The sequence below is a fragment of the Nigerium massiliense genome, assembly GCF_000826085.1.
GTDB classification, from domain to species: domain Bacteria; phylum Actinomycetota; class Actinomycetes; order Propionibacteriales; family Propionibacteriaceae; genus Propioniciclava; species Propioniciclava massiliense.
Map to the genome: position 1 here is coordinate 127,671 of NZ_CCYM01000002.1, position 15,152 is coordinate 142,822.

Genomic DNA, 15,152 nt, shown 5'->3' on the forward strand with positions numbered 1-15,152 from the left:
CCTGACCGCGCGTCACAGCGTGGGCGTCGGGATCTCCCCCCGCTCGGCGCGTAGCGCGATGTCGCGGCGGCAGAAGCCCGTCGGGAAGTCGAGTTCGTCGACGGCGGCGTAGGCGTCCTCCCGCGCGCGGGCGAGGGTGGACGCCTGGGCCACGACGCCGAGGACGCGGCCGCCGGCGGCGACCAGGTGCCCGTCGCGGATGTCCGTCCCGGCGTGGACGATGTGCACGTTGTCGTCGGAGCCCGCCAGCCGCGGTCCGGTGATCGCGCCGCCGGAGACCGCCCTGCCGGGATAACCCTCGGCGGCGAGCACCACGGTGATCGCTGATCCGTCCTTCCATTCCAGCTCCCCGACGTCGACGAGCGTCCCGGTGGCGGCCGCGTAAAGCACCTGCCCCAGGGGCGACTCGAGCAGCGAGAGCACGGCCTGAGTCTCGGGGTCGCCGAAGCGGCAGTTGAACTCGATCACCTTCAGCCCGCGCGACGTCAGCGCCAGCCCCGCGTACAGCAGCCCGGCGAACGGCGTGTCGCGCCGGGCGAGTTCGTCGATCGCCGGCTGGACGACCCGGGACATGATCGCGTCCACGAGGCCGTCCGGCGCCCACGGCAGCGGGGAGTAGGCGCCCATCCCGCCCGTGTTCGGCCCGGTGTCGCCGTCGCCGACGCGCTTGAAGTCCTGTGCGGGCTGCAGCGGCACGGCGGTCGTGCCGTCGGTGATCGCGAACAGGGAGACCTCGGGGCCGTCCAGGAACTCCTCGATGACGACCGGGAGCGACGACTCCGCGTGCCGACGCGCGACCTCGCGGTCCTCGGTGACGACGACGCCCTTACCGCCGGCCAGCCCGTCCGCCTTGACGACGTAGGGCGGTCCGAAGGCGTCCAGCGCGGCGGCCACCTCGATATCGAAGGTGCAGTAGTGGGACTCCGCCGTCGGAATCCCCGCCGCGTTCATGACCTCCTTGGCGAACTGCTTCGAGCCCTCGATCAGCGCGGCGCGGGCGGACGGACCGAAACAGGCGATCCCGGCGACGCGGACGGCGTCCGCCACCCCGGCGACCAGGGGCGCCTCGGGGCCGATGACGACGAGGTTCACGCCCAGGTCCCGGGCGAGCGCGACCACCGCGTCCCCATCCGTCGCGTCCACGGCGTGGTTCTTGGCCACCGCCGCCGTCCCGGGGTTCCCGGGCGCGCAGTGCAACCCCGTCACCGCAGGGTCCTTGCTCAACGCCAGCGCGAGCGCGTGCTCGCGACCTCCGTTGCCCACCACCAACACGTTCAGCTCAGCCGTCACGCGCCTCACCCTAGCGACGGCGCTGCCCGCGCGCCGCCAGGGTGGGACGCTCCGGAGGCCCGCTGGGCGGTCTTCGGAAGGTTTCAACACTTTCTCAACCACGTTAACGCGCGGTGAACCTCGCGGGCGGGAAGGTGGCAGTCCAGGGAGGAGCACCGGACCAGCGCCTCCCCTGTCTGCAAGGGACCAACCATGCATCGAATCGCCGCCGGCGCGGGCGTCTCCGCGCTCACCCTCACCACCCTCCTCGCGATCCCGGCCACGGCCGCCCCGACCGCCAGCTCCCCCGCCCCGGTCAGCGGCGCCGCCTCCTGCAGCAGCGTCAAGGTCGGCTACGGCAGCAGCGGAACCTGCGCCAAAGAGGCCCAGGCGCTGCTGAAGAAGCGCGGCTACCTCAGCGGTGCCGTGGACGGCCGCTTCGGCACCGCGTCCGTCAACGCCACCCTCAACTACCAGCGCGCCCACGGCATCAAGGACGACGGCGTCGTCGGCGGCGCCACGTGGACGGCCCTGGCCGCGGGCAAGCCGCGCATCGCGGCGCCGCTGCCGGCGTCGTGCAAGGTCAAGGGCACCGTCCTGTGCGCCAGCAAGGCCCGGCGCACGATCTACCTGCTGAAGAACGGCGTCGTGCAGCGCGCGATCCCCGTGCGGTTCGGCGGCTTCGCCAGCAACGACAAGGGCAAACCCCCGCGCCTGTTCCCCACGGTCAACGGCACGTACCGGGTCTACGCGAAGGACGCCAAGGCGTTCTCCACGCGCTGGGACGCCCACATGCCCTACTCGGTGAAGTTCGACCCGAACATGTACGTCCACTACTCCGGTGACTTCGCGCGCAACGGCTACAACAAGTCCAGCCACGGTTGCATCAACGTCGGGACGATGTCCGAGGCGGCCTGGATCTACCGCAACACCCCGGTCGGGTCACGCGTGGTCGTCTACTGACCCGGGGCACGTCGCCCGACGTGCGCCCCTACCCCGCGATCTGGTCGGCTGAACGGGGACCCGCTGCAGGGTCAGTCGGCCAGATCGCGCAGGCTTCCTCTCCCGACAGCCAGTGCCGGCTCAGTCGATCAGGTCGTGCTCAGTCGATCAGGTCGTGCAGGGTGATCGTCTGCTCACGGGCGGGGCCCACGCCGATGCCGGAGATGCGGCAACCGATCAGTTCCTCGAGCCGGCGCACGTAGCGCTGCGTGTTCTCGGGCAGCTCCTCGAAGGTGCGGCACTCCGAGATGTCCTCGGTCCAGCCGTCGAGGAACTCGTAGATGGGCTTGGCCTTCATCAGGTCGCTCATCAGCACCGGGTAGTGCTCGACGCGCTCGCCGTCGATGTCGTAGGCCACGCACACCGGGATCTTCTCCCAGCCGGTGAGGATGTCGAGCTTGGTCAAGAAGACGTCCGTCAGCCCGTTGTAGGTCGCGGCCACCTCGACGACCAAGGCGTCGAACCAGCCGCAGCGTCGCGGGCGTCCCGTGGTGGTGCCGAACTCCCCGCCGGCCTCGCGCAGGCGGTCGCCGTCGGCGTCCAGCAGCTCGGTGGGGAACGGGCCCTCGCCGACGCGGGTCGTGTAGGCCTTCGCGATGCCGATGATCCGATCGATCCTGGTGGGGCCGACGCCGGTGCCCGTGCAGGCGCCCGCGGCGATCGGGTTGGAACTCGTGACGAACGGGTAGGTGCCGTGGTCGACGTCCAAGTGGTGCGCCTGAGCGCCCTCGAACAGGACGAGCTTGCCGTCGTCCAACGCCTCGTTGAGCTCGCGACCCACGTCGCGGACCATCGGGCGGATGCGGTCGGCGAAGCTCAGCAGGTGGTCGGCGACCTCCACGGGCTCGATCGCGCGGTGGTTGTACAGCTTCACCAGCAGCTGGTTCTTCTGCGCGACGGACGCCTCGACCTTCTCGCGCAGCAACTCCTCGTCGAAGAGGTCCTGCACGCGGATGCCGATGCGGTTGATCTTGTCGGCGTAGGTCGGGCCCACACCGCGCCCGGTCGTGCCGATCTTGCGCTTGCCCAGGAACCGCTCGGTCACCTTGTCGAGGGTGCGGTGGTAGGGCGCGATGATGTGCGCGTTCGCCGAGATGATCAGCTTGCTGACGTCGACCCCACGCGCGGTGAGGGTCTCGATCTCTTCGAACAGCACGTCGAGGTCGATGACGACGCCGTTGCCGATCACCGGAATGCCCGGGTTGAGCACGCCGGACGGCAGCAGGTGCATCGCGTATTTCTCGCCGTTGACGACGAGCGTGTGACCGGCATTGTTGCCGCCGGAATAGCGGACGGTGTAGTCAGTTCGATCGCCGAGTTGGTCGGTGCACTTGCCCTTCCCCTCGTCGCCCCACTGCGTTCCGATCACCACGATGCCCGGCATCCGTCACCTTCCGAAAAACGCGAAGCCCGGCGCGTAATCGCCCGGGCTCTTACCCGCAAATCCTACCGAACATTGATTCCCCGTCGACCCTTTTCGCACATCGGCCGCCCGCGAGCCGACCCGACGTCCCCGCGGCCACGTGCCACCGGCCCCTGCCCCCGGGAGCAGGGCGTTCCGACAGTGCCCTGCCGGCTGCGCCCTCCGGTGGCAGACTGCGGAGTCGTGACAGACCAGCCCTTCGAGGGGCACCGCCCCGCCGACCCCGCGTACCGCCGCATCACCGTCGCCCTCTTCCTCGCCGGCCTGTCGACGTTCGCCACCATCTACTGCCCACAGCCGCTGCTCGCGGTGCTGGCCCACGACTTCGGGATCGCGCCGGGCTCGGCGACCCTGGCGATCTCGGCGACGACGGTGACGTTGGCGTTCTCGCTGCTCGTCTTCGGCCCCGTCTCGGACGCCTACGGCCGCAAGCCCCTGATGATCGCGTCCCTGGTGGCCTCGGCGGCGGTGTGCCTGTCCGTCGCGTTCGTGACGAACTGGACCGTGCTGCTGCTCCTGCGCGGCCTACTCGGCTTCGTGGTCGCCGGGCTGCCGGCCGTGGCCGCGGTGTACCTGCGCGAGGAGATCCACGCCCGGCACGCCGGTGCGGCGACCGGCCTCTACATCGGCGGCACCGCGATCGGAGGGCTGGCCGGACGCCTCATCTCCGGAGTCCTGGCCGACCTGTTCGACTGGCGCGTCGCGATGGGCGGCATCGGCGTCGTCGCCGGGCTGTGCGCGCTGGTCGCGTGGTACCTGCTGCCCCGGTCGCGCCGCTTCGAGCCGACGCCGCTGCGCCCGGCCGAGCTCAATGCGACCGTGCACCGGATGTTCTTCGACCGGGGCCTGCTGCTGCTCTACAGCATCGGCTTCGCCGCGATGGGCTCCTACGTGTCGGTGTTCAACGCCACCGCGTTCCGTCTCGCGGTGCCGCCCTATCTGCTGCCCATCGGCCTGGCATCGATGGTGTACCTGACCAGCATCCTCGGGTCGTTCTCGTCCCCCATCGCCGGAAGGGTCGCCCAGCGCTACGGCTACCGCGTCATGGTGCCGGTGCTGCTGGGCATCCAGCTGGCCGGCGTGCTGATCACGCTCGCGGAGCCCCTGCCCCTCGTCGTGCTCGGGCTCGCGGTGATCAACGTCGGCTTCTTCGCCGCCCACGGCACCACGAACGCCTGGGTCACCGCGCGGGCCGCCCTGCGCGGGCGCGGGACCGGCATGGCGGGCTCGCTCTACCTGTCCGCGTACTACATGGGCTCGTCGATCTGCGGGGCGGTCGCCGGCGTCGCCTGGAGCTGGGGCCGCTGGCCGGCGGCGGCGGCGTGGGCGTCCGCGTTGATCGTGCTCGGCATCCTGGCCGCGCTGGGGATGCGTCGCGTCCCGTCGCTCGCCCCGGGCTCGCCGCAGCCGCCGACGCACCCCTGAGCGCCGGGCGGGTCCGGCGCCGTCGTCCACCCCCTCTGTTATTCACTAACTGTTAGGGAGTAACATGACGTCATGGCCAACGTGTCCACCCGCACGACCCTGCAGCGCACAGCTCTGCGCCTGTTCACCGAGCAGGGGTACGACGCCGTCCCGGTGACCGCGATCGCCAAGGCCGCGGGCGTCTCGCACATGACGTTCTTCCGGTACTTCCCCACCAAGGAATCGGTGGTGACGGACGACCTGTTCGACCCGGCCCTTGCCGCGGCGGTCGCGGCGCAGCCCGCGCGGTTGTCCCCCCTGCGCCGGGCTGTGACCGGGCTCGTCGCCGCGATGTCCGCTCCTGAGGCGATGGCAAAGCTCGCCTCGGACGAGTTCGCCCAACGGGTGGGTCTCGCCGGCGCCACGCCGTCCCTGCGCGGGGCGATCTGGGCGTCCAGCCGGGCGACCGAAGATGCCCTGAGCGCCGCGCTGGCCGCATCGGGGGCACCGGCCAGGGACGCGCGCGCCGCAGCGGGCGCCGTGATGGGCGCCGCGACGGCGGTCCTGCTCGCGTGGGCGTCCTCCGGGGCGGAAGACGATCCCGCATCCGCGCTGCGCCACGGACTCACGAGCCTCCTCGAGGACGCCTCGTGACCGCCGCGCTGGACGTCGCGGGCGTCCGCGTCCGGCTCAGGGACGCCGACGTGCTGGCGGGCCTCGGTCTCACCCTCGCGCCCGGCCAGGTGCGGGCCCTCGTTGGCCTCAACGGCGCCGGCAAGACCACAGCCCTGCGGGTCATCCTCGGGATGCTCCGCCCGGACGCCGGGCGCGTCCTGCTGCTCGGCCACGAGTTGGGCGGGGAGCCGCGCGACGTCTGGGGACGCGTCGGTCACCTCGTCGAATCGCCGTCGGCCTACCCCGAGCTGACCGCTCGGGAGAACATCGCCGCCACCACGGCCATGCACGGCGCCGACCCGCTCCGCGCAGCGCGGCGCGCGAGCGAGCTCGCCGAGACGCTGGGGCTCGGCCCGTGGCTCGACACCCGCGTGGGACGCCTCTCGCTCGGCACCCGGCAACGTCGCCGCCGGGTTCGGGCTCGGGGCCTGGCTGCCCTGGGCCGTCCCGGTGCTCTGGGCCACGCCCGGGAGCCGGGTGCCGGCGGCCCTGCTGGCTTTCCCGCTCGCGGTGGCCGCTCTCGGGGCGCTCGCCACCGCGCGCGCCTGGGGCCGTCTCCAGCTCGGCCGGGGGTGACCGGCACGCCTTCGGGCCCGTGGAAGGATGGCCGGGTGGACAACTCCATCCGGGTGCGTGGCGCCCACCTGCACAACCTCGCCGACGTGGATGTCGACCTGCCCCGCAACGCGCTGGTCGCCTTCACCGGCGTCTCGGGGTCGGGCAAGTCGTCGCTGGCGTTCGGCACCATCCAGGGCGAGGCGCAGCGCCGCTACTTCGAGTCGGTGGCACCCTTCGCGCGGCGGCTGATGCAGCAGGCGTCCAGCCCGCAGGTGCGTTCCATCGAGGGGCTGCCGCCGGCCGTCGCGCTGCAGCAGCGCCACTCCACCAACGCCCGCTCATCGGTGGGCACGATCACCCAGACCTCCAACACGCTGCGGATGCTGTGGTCCCGCTGCGGCGACTACCCCGAGGGCATGGCCCGCGTCGACTCCGACCACTTCTCTCCCAACACCGCCGTCGGCGCCTGCCCGGAGTGCTCCGGACTGGGCAGCGTCCACCGGCCGACCGAGGCGTCCATGGTGCCGGACCCCGACCTGTCCATCGCCGACGGCGCCATCGCGTCCTGGCCGGGCGCCTGGCTGGGGAAGAACTACCGCGACATCCTGCGCACGCTGGGCTACGACATCCACGTGCCGTGGCGGACGCTGCCCCAGGACCAGCGCGACTGGATCCTCTTCACCGACGAGGAGCCCATCGTCACCGTTCATCCCGAGCGGGCGGCGGGCCGCGTGCAGCGCCCCTACCAGGGCCAGTACCGCTCGGCCGCGCGGCACGTGCTGCACGTGCTCAGCGAGTCGAAGTCGGCCCCCGCCCGGGAGCGGGCGCTGCGCTTCGTCATCACCTCGCCGTGCCCGACCTGCCACGGCCGCCGCCTCAACCCGGACGCCCTGCGCGTCACCTGGTCGGGGCTGGCGATCGACGAGGCCACCGCCCTGCCCATCGACGCGTTGCTGCCGCGGCTGCGCGAGCGCCGGGTGACGCTCGGCGACCCGCGACAGCTCGGCGCGACCGCGCAGGCCGAGGCGATGTTGCTGGACGACCTCGTGTCCAGGCTCGGCGTGCTGGCCGAGCTCGGGCTGGGCCACCTGGCGCTGGGACGGGCGACCCCGACGGTGTCGGCCGGCGAGCTGCAGCGGCTCCGGCTCGCGACGCTGCTGCGCTCGGGCTTGTTCGGTGTCGTGTACGTGCTGGACGAGCCGTCCGCCGGGCTGCACCCCCGCGACGTCGAGCCGCTGATGACCGTGCTGCGCCGCCTCGTCGAGGCCGGCAACTCCGTGCTGGTGGTGGAGCACGACCTCGACATCGTCCGCGCCTGCGACTGGGTCGTCGACGTCGGGCCGGGCGCCGGCTCGCACGGCGGACACGTCCTGTACTCCGGGCCAGTGCCGGGGCTGCGCGACGTCGGGGCGTCCGTGACCCGGCGCTACCTCGACCGCACCGTTCACCCCGAGGAGATCCGCGACGACGCCGGGCGCGACCCCCGTGGCACCCTGCGCCTGTCGGGGGTGACGGTGCACAACCTGCGTCACCTGGACGTGGAGTTCGGGCTCGGCGTCGTCACCGTGGTGACGGGCGTGTCGGGCTCGGGCAAGACGTCCCTGCTCACCGCGACCGGACGCGCCGTCGGCGTCCTGCTCGGCCAGGACCCGGCCGCCCGCGACGACGGCGGCGACGCCGAGCCAGACGACCTGGACGGCGTCGGCCAGGATGAGGCGTCCTGGGGCACGGCGACGATGACCGGCCCGCGCCGGCCCGACCGGGTCGTCCAGATCACTCAGAAGCCCATCGGCCGCACCCCGCGGTCGAATCTGGCCACGTACACCGGCCTGTTCGACCGGGTCCGCAAGCTGTTCGCCGACACCCCGCGGGCCCGCGAGCTCGGGCACACGCCGAGCCGCTTCAGCTTCAACGTCGCCGAGGGTCGCTGCCCGACCTGCTCCGGCGAGGGCGTGGTCGCCGTCGAGCTGTTGTTCATGCCCGGCACCTACTCGGTGTGCCCCGACTGCGGTGGTACCCGCTACAACGACGACACGCTGCGGGTGCGCTGGCACGATCTGACGATCGCGGACGTCCTCGCCCTCACCGTCGAAGACGCCGTCCCCGTCTTCGCGGACGAACCCGTCGTCGCTCGCGCCCTCGCGGCGCTGGACGCCCTCGGCCTCGGCTACCTGACCCTCGGCCAGCCGGCGACGGAGCTCTCGGGAGGTGAGGCGCAGCGCATCAAGCTCGCCAGCGAGCTGCAACGCAAGCGGCGCGGGCACACGCTCTACCTGCTCGACGAGCCGTCCGCCGGGCTGCACCCCGCGGACGTCCACCTGCTCCTGCACCAGCTCGACGGCCTCGCCGCGGCCGGCAACACCGTCATCATGGTCGAGCACGACGCGGCGGCGATCGCCACCGCCGACGAGGTCGTCGAACTCGGACCCGGCGCGGGCGAGGCGGGCGGCCGCATCGTCGGCCGGCGCCGCAACCGAGCGGCGGACGCCGCCGGCCGTCCGCACGCCGCTGACGACGACCGGACACGCTAGCCACCGTCGTGGGCTTCGCGAGACAATGGCGACCACCGGCCGACCGCCTCCGTGGGCGTGGCGTCCCCGCGGGGGGCGTCCGCTAGGCTCGCCGGGACCCCGGAAGGACTGAACATGACTGACGCGCAGACCCCGACCGCCACGCCCCCCGCCGATTCCCCGCAGCCGGAACAGCGCAACGCCTTCACGGCGCGCTTCAGCACCGGGGAGCTCCCGGTGGCCGCCGACCGCTACCGGCTGATCGTCGCCGACATGTGCCCGATGTCCCACCACGCGCTCATCGTGCGCAATCTGCTGGGCCTCGACCAGGTCATCGGGCTGGGCAAGGTCGACTCCGTGCGTGGCGACCGCGGCTGGCAGTTCTCGGCCGACCCCGACGGCGTCGACCCGGAGCTCGGCATCCGCTTCCTCTCGGAGGCGTACTTCGCCACGTCACCCGGCTACGACGGCGCGGTCACGGTGCCGGCCCTCATCGATCTGGAGACCGGGCAGGTGGTCAACAACGACGAGGTGTACCTCGGCAACGAGTTCGAGCTGGCCTGGACGGCCTACCAGTCGCCGACCGCGCCGAACCTCTACCCCGAGCCTCTCCGCAAGGACATCGACAAGCTCAACAAGCTGCTCGTCGACGAGCTGCACGACGGGGTGTTCCGCATCCGCGGCGCCGAGTCCCAGGCGGAGTACGAGCAGTCGTTCGACCGGCTGTTCGCCCGCATGGACGACCTCGAGGAGCAGCTCGGCAACGCCCGCTACCTGATGGGCGACGAGATCACCGACCCCGACATCACCCTGTTCACCGTGCTGGTGCGGTTCGACATCGTGTACAACACCGTCTTCGCGGTGAACCGCAGCCGGCTGTCGGACTTTCCCAACCTGTGGGAGTACGCACGCGACCTGTTCCAGCAGCCGCAGTTCGGCACGACGACCGACTTCGAGTCGATCAAGCGAGGCAACGCCCTGTGGAACCCGGTGCAGAACCCGCACGGCATCATCCCGAAGGGCCCGGACGTCTCGGGCTGGTTCGTCCCGTCCCGGCGTGACGAGATCCTGCACCAGCACCACGTCGAGCGCTGACGACGGGGAGCCGCCCATGATGCGCCACCTGGTCGCCAACCCCTGCGAGGACGCCTGCGGCGAGATCACCACCGACCGCACCGTCGAGGGCGCCCCCGTCTACCGCTGCCCCGGCTGCGACTCGGAGTGGATCGAGCTGCACGAGCGCACCGCGCCGGCGGACAAGCCGGCGGCGAAGGACGCCCGCTGAGTCTCGCGTGACCGTCCCGCCGGGCTGTTCCGCCCCGGGCATCGCGTCCGTCCCGCGGGCGGTGGCGGCGCCTGCCCTGCACGGCCGGCCCGTGGCGCCTGGTCAGGTGGTCGTTTGTTCCACCTGGCCCGGCCCCGGGACGCCCCGGCGGCCGCCGTCCTAGGCTGGGCGGAGCGGGCGCCACCCGGGGCCGTCCGCCCAGCACGCAAGGAGGCGTCATGAGTTCCGATCCCCTCGTCATCGCCGTGGACTCGTCCACGACGAGCACCAAGGCCATCGTCGTGGACGCCTCCGGCGCGGTCCTCGCGTCGGGGCAGTGCGAGATCGCGATGTCCCAGCCCGGCCCCGACCGCTACGAGCACGACCCGCGCGACTGGCGGGGCTCGACGGACGCCGCCGTCCGCGAGGCCCTCGGCGCGCTCAGCGACGCCGACCGCGGCCGCATCGAGGCCTTCGCCGTCACACCGCAGCGCCAGTCCTTCGCCCTCGTCGACGACGCCGGCGAACCGATCCGGCCCGGCATCCTGTGGCTGGACGGCCGCGCGTCCGAGCAGGTGCGGGCGATCGGCTCCGAGGACGTGCACCGGTTGTCCGGCTTCCAACCCGACGTCACGCCGTCGATCTACAAGATCGCCTGGCTCGCCCAGCACGAGCCCGAGAACGTCGCCAAGGCCACGCGCGTCGCGGGCGTGCACGGCTACCTCGTCCACGCGCTGACCGGCGAGTGGGTCGACTCCCAGGGCACGGCCGACAGCCTGGGCCTGTTCGACATGGCCGCCCTCGAGTTCAGCGACCGGCTGCTCGACCTCGCCGGCCTGCGCCGCGAGCAGGTGCCCGATCTCGTCCCGTCCGGCACCGTCATCGCCGACACCACCGCCGAGGTCACGAATGCCTGGGGGCTCGCCAAGCCGATCCCCGTCGTCGCGTGCTGCGGCGACGGCCAGGCGGCCGGGCTGGGCTGCGGCGCCATCGGCCCGGACGAGGCCTATCTCAACATGGGCACCGCGCTGGTCGCGGGCGTCCACTCCCCGGTCTACGAGGCGGGCGACGTCTACCGCACGGACGCCGCCGGCCTGCCCGGCCACTACGTGTTGGAGATCGTCCAGAACTCCGGCGCCTACCTGGCGGGCTGGTTCCGCAGCGAGCTCGGCGACCCGGCGCTGCAGGGCAAGCCCGATCCGGCGCTGGACGAGGCCGCCGCCGCGGTGCCGATCGGCTCCGGCGGCCTCATGACGCTGCCCTACTTCAACGCGGTCCAGAGCCCCTACTGGAACCCGCTGGCCCGTGGCGCGATGGTCGGCTTCTCCGGCTCGGACGGTCGCCCCGAGATGTACCGCTCGATCCTGGAGGCGCTCAGCCTCGAGATGGCCCGCAACCTGCGCGGCCTGCAGGACGACACCGGCACGCCGCTGGCCAGCGTCCGGGTGATGGGCGGCGGCCAGCGCAGCCCGCTGTGGCGCCGCATCATGACCGATTGCGTCGGGCTGCCGCTGACCGCGTGTGAGCAGGAGGAGATCTCCGCGATGGGCGCGGCCGTCATGGCGATGGCCGCCACCGGCGCGCACGCCGACATTCCCACGGCGGCCAAGGCGATGACCCGGTTGGGCGACGTCAGCGAGCCCGATCCGGCCGCGCACGAGACCTACCTGGAGCTCTCCGACGTCCAGGGCCGCATCTACGCCGGTCTGACGGACGTCTTCGAGGCGCGCGACGAGTTCCTGCGCCGCCACCAGTCCTGACCCGGGATCGACGCAGGGCCCCGGACGGCGACCTGTCCGTCCGGGGCCCTGCGGGCGCTCAGCGACCCACCAGGATCACTGGGGCGTCGGGTGCTCGTGCCAGTAGCCACCGGGCTGGAACAGCGACTCGACGACATCACCGAAGATGCCGAGCTCCTGCAGGGTGTCGAACATCGTGTAGCGGCTGCGGATCGTCTGGGCCTGGAAGTAGGTCTTCTTCAGCTTGTCCTGGTCGATCCCGATCATCTCGGGGTGGTACGGGGCACCGACGCGCTTGAGCAGGGACGCCGCCTCCTCGGCGGTGATGAGCTGCTCGCGGACCCGCTGGATGATCGCCGGCCAGTGCTGCTTGATCTGCTCCACGCGCTCGCGGATCTGGCTGGGCTCCACGTACTTGCCGCGCGACTGCTGCAGCGCCGCCTCCCGGATCGCCGGGATGTCCTGCAGCGCCTCGACGCGGGCGTCGTTGGCGTCCGGGTCCGGCCAGGCCGCCACCGCGGCGTCCAGGTCGACCGAGTCGATGTCGAGCTCCAACACCTTTTCGTACAGGGCGCAGGAGGCCACCGTGCCGATGCCGACCTTGTTGCCGTGGCTCAACGGGGGCTCCCAGTCGAGCCCGTGCCCCTCCATCTCCCACTGGTGGGAGAAGTTGTGGCCGGCGCCGGACGCCGGGCGCGACGACTGATGCGCCTGCATCGCCAGGCCCGACATGAGCAGGCCCTCGGCGAGCCGGCCGATCGCTTCGGGCTCGCCGGCGGCGCAGCCCTCGGGGTCGGCGAGCGCGTCGCGCAGGCCCGGCTGGACGAGGTTCCAGACGTAGTCGTCCACGGCCTCGACGCCCAACTCGTCGGCGACCAGCCAGTCGGCACCGCCCGGGATCTTCTCGATGAGATCGCCGTAGCCGGTCGCGGTCAGCCGCTTGGGCGCCGCGCCCATCACGTCGAGGTCGGCCACCAGCGCGGCCGGCGCCGGGCAGTTGCGCGTGATCTTGAAGCCGTCGCGGGTGATGGACGCGCCGAACGCCGCGTAGCCGTCCATGGACGCCGCGGTGCACACGTTCATGTAAGGCCGGCCCAGCTCGCCGGAGGCCAGCTTGGTGAGGTCGTTCAGCGTGCCGGACGCGACGGAGCATGCGACCGCGTCGAGGGGCTTCAGGTGCTCGCGCACCGTGGTGACGTTCTCGTAGCCGGCGTACAGGGTAGGAGTCCCGGGGAAGATGAAGGGTTCCTCCTGCTCGACGCCCGCGTCGGTCAGGGACTTCTGGACGGCCTCCCCGGCGGCCGCCCACGTATTCTCGTCGGCGACGATGATCGCGCGCTTCCCGGGGAAGTTCTTCACGAAGACCTCGCCGGCACGGTCCACGACGCCGCTGCCGGTCACGATGTCCTTGGTGTCCGTCGCGGTCTGGAGCGCTTGTTCGATCAACTCTGACATACGACCCTCCTGTGGTCGGTTTCCCTCAGTCTTGCCGCGCCCGGCCGGACACACAACACGCCCCCGCCGTTCCGGGCGGCACGTCCGTCCCGCACCGCGCGCTGGACGCAGGCGTCCGTGCGGATGACGCGACGGCCCGCAGGGCTGCTGCCCTGCGGGCCGTCGTCACGCGAACGGGAGAACCCGGGTCAGCCCTCGTGGGTGCCGACCGAGCCGAGGTTCTTGCAGGCCTCGACGACGCGCGCGGTCATGCCGGCCTCAGCCGCCTTGCCCCACGAGCGGGGGTCGTACTGCTTCTTGTTGCCGACGTTGCCGTCGATCTTGAGGACGCCCTCGTAGTTGGCGAGCATCCAGCCGGCGACCGGGCGGGTGAACGCGTACTGGGTGTCGGTGTCCACGTTCATCTTGATGACGCCGTAGGACACCGCGTCCGAGATCTCCTGCTCCGAGGAGCCGGAGCCGCCGTGGAAGACCAGGTCGAACGGCTTGTCCTTGCCGTACTTCTTGCCGACCTCGTCCTGGATCTTCTTCAGCACCTCGGGACGCAGCTTGACCGCGCCCGGCTTGTAGACGCCGTGCACGTTGCCGAAGGTCAGCGCCGTGATGTAGCGGCCCTTCTCGCCCAGGCCGAGCGCCTCGGCGGTGGCCAGGCCGTCCTCGACGGTGGTGTAGAGCTTCTCGTTGATTTCGTTGGCGACACCGTCCTCCTCGCCGCCGACCACGCCGATCTCGACCTCAAGGATCTGGTGGTTCGCGGACGTCTTGGCGAGCAACTCCTCGGCGATCTGCAGGTTCTCGTCCAGCGGCACGGCCGACCCGTCCCACATGTGCGACTGGAACAGCGGGTCCTGGCCGTTGCGGACGCGCTCGGCGGAGACCTCGAGCAGCGGGCGGACGTAGGTGTCCAGCTTGTCCTTGGGGCAGTGGTCGGTGTGGATGGCGATGTTGACGGGGTACTTGGCCGCCACGACGTGCGCGAACTCGGCGAGGGCGACAGCGCCCGTGACCATGTCCTTCACGCCCTGGCCGGAGCCGTACTCGGCGCCGCCGGTGGAGAACTGGATGATGCCGTCGGAGCCCGCCTCGGCGAACCCGGCGAGAGCGGCGTTCAGGGTCTGGGAGGACGTCACGTTGATGGCCGGGTACGCGAAGCCCTTCGACTTGGCGCGGTCGATCATCTCCGCATAGGCATCGGGTGTTGCAATGGGCATTGTTCTCTCCTTAGTGGAATGACACGCGCCCGCGGGTTTCGCGGGCCTGCACCGAACGCGTCCATTGTTTCAAACTCCGCGCGAGCGCGTCGATGCTGCGGGAATCCCGCACGGACTCACAGGCCGAGCGGGCCGAAGTCCACGTGACAGCGGCCGCCGGACATCGCGCGGACGCCCCCGTCCAGCGTCGCCGGCAGGACGGTGAGGTAGTCCAGCGGTACCTCGAGCGACTGCCCCTGCCGGGGCGAGACGACGAGGCGGTTGCTGCGGCCCGAGCGGGGCTGCGCCTGGAGGCGCCCCACCTCGGTCCAGGGCAGCCAGGCGTCCTCGACCTGCAGGCCGTCGCGGGCGAGCACCAGCGCGACGCCCTCGTGGATGGCGCGCAACTCCTGGCCCGCGCGGCGCAGATTCACCAGCGCCTTGACGATGAACCCGAGCGGCACGACGAGCCCCAGCACCAGCAGCCAGACGAACCCGCCGATCTGATCGCGCAGGAACCACCACAGCACCCCCGAGATGATCACGGAGATGCCCAACGAGATGAACCGGCCGATGAGGGCGCGTTTGGCCAGTTGGCGGCGCTCCTCGGCGAGCGCGGGGTTGTAGAACACCGGATAGGCGGTGGTGGACGCGCTCATACCG

12 protein-coding genes are annotated in these 15,152 nt (G+C 71.6%); 7 read left to right on the plus strand and 5 right to left on the minus strand.

All coding sequences use genetic code 11. From position 1 onward, the window contains the following. Nucleotides 1-12 precede the first annotated feature (12 nt). The gene (gene purD / locus BN1187_RS02090) at nt 13-1,290 is read right to left on the minus strand and encodes a phosphoribosylamine--glycine ligase (RefSeq protein WP_235750549.1); all 1,278 of its coding nucleotides are present in this window, start codon (nt 1,288-1,290) and stop codon (nt 13-15) included. A 192-nt stretch (nt 1,291-1,482) separates the two neighbouring features. Between purD and BN1187_RS02095 the strand changes: the two genes are divergently transcribed. Then, complete coding sequence (locus BN1187_RS02095) at nt 1,483-2,232, plus strand: L,D-transpeptidase family protein (protein WP_040158306.1); 750 nt, start codon at nt 1,483-1,485, stop codon at nt 2,230-2,232. A 139-nt stretch (nt 2,233-2,371) separates the two neighbouring features. Here the strand turns inward: BN1187_RS02095 and BN1187_RS02100 are convergent, their stop codons facing one another. After that, the gene (locus BN1187_RS02100; RefSeq protein ID WP_040158308.1) at nt 2,372-3,655 is read right to left on the minus strand and encodes an adenylosuccinate synthase; all 1,284 of its coding nucleotides are present in this window, start codon (nt 3,653-3,655) and stop codon (nt 2,372-2,374) included. Between the two features lie 222 nt (nt 3,656-3,877). Here BN1187_RS02100 and BN1187_RS02105 point away from each other — a divergent pair, with 222 nt between their 5' ends. From BN1187_RS02105 to BN1187_RS02130, 6 genes are all read left to right on the plus strand, one after another. Continuing rightward, on the plus strand, nt 3,878-5,119 hold the full coding sequence (locus tag BN1187_RS02105; protein ID WP_052462181.1) for an MFS transporter: 1,242 nt from the start codon (nt 3,878-3,880) through the stop codon (nt 5,117-5,119). A 72-nt stretch (nt 5,120-5,191) separates the two neighbouring features. Continuing rightward, nucleotides 5,192-5,752, plus strand: a complete 561-nt coding sequence (locus BN1187_RS02110) for a TetR family transcriptional regulator (RefSeq protein WP_052462182.1) — start codon at nt 5,192-5,194, stop codon at nt 5,750-5,752. Then, a complete protein-coding gene (locus tag BN1187_RS02120; RefSeq protein WP_162182368.1) occupies nt 5,749-8,862 on the plus strand; it encodes an ATP-binding cassette domain-containing protein in 3,114 nt (1,037 codons plus the stop codon). Before BN1187_RS02110 ends, BN1187_RS02120 begins: the two co-directional genes overlap by 4 nt. Nucleotides 8,863-8,976: 114 nt before the next feature. After that, on the plus strand, nt 8,977-9,936 hold the full coding sequence (locus BN1187_RS02125) for a glutathione S-transferase C-terminal domain-containing protein (protein ID WP_052462183.1): 960 nt from the start codon (nt 8,977-8,979) through the stop codon (nt 9,934-9,936). Nucleotides 9,937-9,952: 16 nt separating this feature from the next. Beyond that, a complete protein-coding gene (locus BN1187_RS14165) occupies nt 9,953-10,126 on the plus strand; it encodes a hypothetical protein (RefSeq protein WP_157754723.1) in 174 nt (57 codons plus the stop codon). Between the two features lie 218 nt (nt 10,127-10,344). Further along, nucleotides 10,345-11,865, plus strand: a complete 1,521-nt coding sequence (locus tag BN1187_RS02130) for a xylulokinase (protein ID WP_040158310.1) — start codon at nt 10,345-10,347, stop codon at nt 11,863-11,865. Between the two features lie 75 nt (nt 11,866-11,940). Here the strand turns inward: BN1187_RS02130 and BN1187_RS02135 are convergent, their stop codons facing one another. The 3 genes from BN1187_RS02135 to BN1187_RS02145 all read right to left on the minus strand — a co-directional run bounded on the left by BN1187_RS02135 (nt 11,941) and on the right by BN1187_RS02145 (nt 15,148). Continuing rightward, the gene (locus tag BN1187_RS02135; RefSeq protein ID WP_040158312.1) at nt 11,941-13,299 is read right to left on the minus strand and encodes a sn-glycerol-1-phosphate dehydrogenase; all 1,359 of its coding nucleotides are present in this window, start codon (nt 13,297-13,299) and stop codon (nt 11,941-11,943) included. A 188-nt stretch (nt 13,300-13,487) separates the two neighbouring features. Then, nucleotides 13,488-14,510, minus strand: coding sequence for a class II fructose-bisphosphate aldolase (gene fbaA, locus BN1187_RS02140; protein ID WP_040158313.1), 1,023 nt, complete (start codon nt 14,508-14,510; stop codon nt 13,488-13,490). A gap of 116 nt (nt 14,511-14,626) precedes the next feature. After that, complete coding sequence (locus BN1187_RS02145) at nt 14,627-15,148, minus strand: hypothetical protein (protein ID WP_040158315.1); 522 nt, start codon at nt 15,146-15,148, stop codon at nt 14,627-14,629. Nucleotides 15,149-15,152: the final 4 nt, after the last annotated feature.